Annotated in this window: 2 protein-coding genes; both read left to right on the plus strand. The window is 39.2% G+C overall.

The features are described from left to right. The first annotated feature begins 210 nt into the window (after positions 1-210). On the plus strand, positions 211-453 hold the full coding sequence (locus tag ACH0BF_RS25010; protein WP_340853609.1) for a ferredoxin: 243 nt from the start codon (positions 211-213) through the stop codon (positions 451-453). A 525-nt stretch (positions 454-978) separates the two neighbouring features. Further along, complete coding sequence (locus ACH0BF_RS25015; RefSeq protein ID WP_340853611.1) at positions 979-2,175, plus strand: M14 family zinc carboxypeptidase; 1,197 nt, start codon at positions 979-981, stop codon at positions 2,173-2,175. Positions 2,176-2,760 lie beyond the last annotated feature (585 nt).

The raw sequence follows: 2,760 nt of genomic DNA on the forward strand, positions 1-2,760 counted from the left end.
GATAAAGAAAGAGCTTCTTATCAAGAGCTTGTGCATGGCTATGCAGAAGAACCGCTGGCCAGCCAAGACCTGCAGCTAGGCGATGAAATGTTTAATAATCTTGTGAAGGAATTTATCTAGTTCAAGTTTGTAATTACCAAGTGAATGCAGGAAAACTGTGTGTTAGAAGCTTTTATCATTGTGATTTTTATCAAGAAAGAAGGTAGTTGAGTGCCAAAGTATACATTTGTTGATCAAGATACATGTATCGCCTGTGGAGCATGCGGAGCTGCTGCACCAGATATTTATGACTACAACGAGGAAGGCATAGCCTATGTGATCTTAGATGGTAATCAGGGAGTTACCGAAATTCCTGAAGAGTTACTAGAAGAGGTAGAGGATGCCTTTGACGGCTGTCCGACTGAATCCATCAAGATAGAGGATCAGCCTTTTAAGATTAAGATAACTAGTTGATTGGGAGTAACTCTTCGGAGATAACTCAAGTATCAGTGCATGCAAAAGCAATATTGGACGCAAGACCAGCAAGATTGTAAATTCCGCTATTGAGTCGCGGGAAAAGTAATCCGACCTAAGGCTGATGGGCTTATTGTTAGTGATAGCATAGAGATCGACTTGACCGCCATTTGCAAAAGAATGTTTAGTACAAACAGTTAGAAGAATGTCTTCCGTTAATAAAGGGCGCAGCAAATTTGGGTTTGACGGAGAGGGACATACAGCAATTACTCTCTTTACGCTGCATCCTATTTGCTGGGACTGTGGGAGTTCGAGTATTGGTTGCTTTAAAGAACCCTTAAGTAGTACAGAAGACAGTGTATAGAAATATAATTCTAAAAATTCTGAATATAAGTACCTGTACCTCCTTTTATTTTTTAGTCTCAACTATTCATTTTCCACTAAGAAGGAAGGAAAGGGATAACATGCATAGAATTATCCCCATACATGTAGTAAAAATAAGGGTTCAAGATAGGAGGACTGAGAATGAAGAAGGTTGTCAAGGTTCTAAGTTCAACCGCTTTAGCTGCATCTTTACTTACAATACCGACAATGGGATTAGCTGATCCTGGACCAAGTCCACAGCAAGGGGAAAATTTATCAATTGAAGGCTTTATTAGCTATGAGGAGCTTGGCAAGAAGCTTGGACAAATCCAAAAATCAAGCCAGGGAAAAGTGAGTGTTGAGACAGCTGGGTATACAAACCAAGGTCGTGGGATTTATAAGGTATCGGTTGGCCATGGTAAAAAGGTGATGCTTATCCAGAGTGAAATACACGGAAACGAAAAAACAGGAACAGTTGCGCTTCTAAATATTTTGCAGACCCTTGGGTCGAGCAATTCAAAAGAAGCGAAAAAAATTCTTGATGAACTTACAATTGTTATTATTCCAATGATGAATGCGGATGGGTCTGAGCTAAGTCGCCGCGCAAACGATATGAACTGGGAAGAGGTCGTTGCTAAGTTTCCGCAACTTGCGAATGCCAAGCCCGCGTGGAACTATTATTCCTCTCCAGGAAGCTGGGATTATGATAAAAAACCGGGATTTGATGTCAATCGTGATTTCAACCCAGACTTGAATTACGTTCCAGAAGCAGAGGATTTCCCAGGAGCATCCAATAAATACGGCTGGTATATTACACCTGAAGCGCAAACTGTAAGAGATGTGTATAAGGACTTGAAGACACAGTTTGGGAATGTAGATGTATTTGTAGATCTTCACCATCAGGGATTTCCTTATGTAGAGGGGACTGATGATAGGGTAACGATGTCCCTATCAGGCAAGTTTGTAACGAACCCGAACAGTCCGGGCGGTGAAAAATATGCTGCTTATGCTGATAAATTCAAATATGATTTTTCACGCCAGTTGAATGTGGCGGCTTACAATGCCTTGCAGGCAAAAGGGGATTCTGTCTTTACGAATATTTCCTTGTATGATCAAAATATTGACCTGCCTGGCACTGCATTAGGAGCGTTTGCATTAAATGGAAGTGGAACTGTTCTGTTTGAGGTGAGCGGTCAAACACAAAATTTTGGGCAAAAGAAGAGAGGACAGCTTGTAAAAACAGTCGAGACAGGTCTTATGGGAATTATTAATAGCGTAGCTGATGGCTCAGTCAGTGAATTAAATCCTAAAGACTATGAGAAAATTCCTTTAAGTGCAAGAACACCTGGCGGTTTATAAAATATACATTTGCTAGCTGTGAATGATTGTATCAATTTGCAGCTGGCACTTTTTTATAAGCAGTGTTTGAATGTTACTGAAGTACATTTAATAGGAAAGTTTCTCAAACAATTGCTGATCTGCCCCCTAATAAGTCGTTTGTGTTATCTTCAATGAGCTGTAGCTTGCTGCTTTCCTCTATCCTAAAATCGGTGCTTGCCCCTAGAACAAATATTATTTATCTAACAGTCTGCACATAGGATTGAAAGCATTGATTAGTGAGGGGTGTATTACTATAGAAAGAATGCGTGAGGAGAAAGGAAGAGAAAGTACACAGGGCACCTTTTGCAGTGATACATTCAACTTTAATCAATTAAAATAGTATTGACTTTAGATTTTATCTTGTGATATATTATTTTTCGCTGCTAAAAACAGTGATGTAGAGAAAAAACATTTTCGGAAAAGTTGTTGACACTATCATTATAAAGTGTTATCATAATATAACTGTCGCTGATGACGACAACGAAACAAATTGATCTTTGAAAACTGAACAAAATACATGCCAGTAAGTTAATTCTTATTTTTAAATTATGAGCAAGTCAAACA

The sequence above is a fragment of the Pseudobacillus sp. 179-B 2D1 NHS genome, from assembly GCF_045370945.1.
Classification (GTDB): domain Bacteria; phylum Bacillota; class Bacilli; order Bacillales; family Domibacillaceae; genus Pseudobacillus.